Source organism: Corynebacterium meitnerae, assembly GCF_027570075.1.
In the GTDB taxonomy this organism is placed as follows: Bacteria; Actinomycetota; Actinomycetes; order Mycobacteriales; family Mycobacteriaceae; genus Corynebacterium; species Corynebacterium meitnerae.
Map to the genome: position 1 here is coordinate 1 of NZ_JAKMUS010000049.1, position 302 is coordinate 302.

The 302-nt window shown below is 55.6% G+C and carries 1 protein-coding gene; it reads right to left on the bottom strand.

Annotation, left to right across the window (positions count from 1 at the left end):
* On the bottom strand, positions 1-302 hold a 302-nt coding region (locus L8U60_RS10785), incomplete at both ends, for a YPDG domain-containing protein (RefSeq protein ID WP_269966363.1).

Genomic DNA, 302 nt, shown 5'->3' on the forward strand with positions numbered 1-302 from the left:
GTGATCTCACCAGTGTTCGGGTCAACCGTCACACCGCCCGGAGCCTTGTCACCAGGAGTGAACTTGGTGCCCTCAGGAGCCTTAGTGTCCTGACCCTCACCGTCCTTAAACGTCGGAGCAGGAACCTTGACATCCTCACCCGGCTTACCAGTGCCGTCCTTGTACTCAGGATCAACACCATCAGTGTCCTTCGGCTGAACCTCAACCGTGACAGTCACCTCATCGGTAGAACCATCCGGGTAAGTCACAACAACCGGAACCTCAATCTTGGTACCAGGCGTTGCATCCTCAGGAACCTTAAC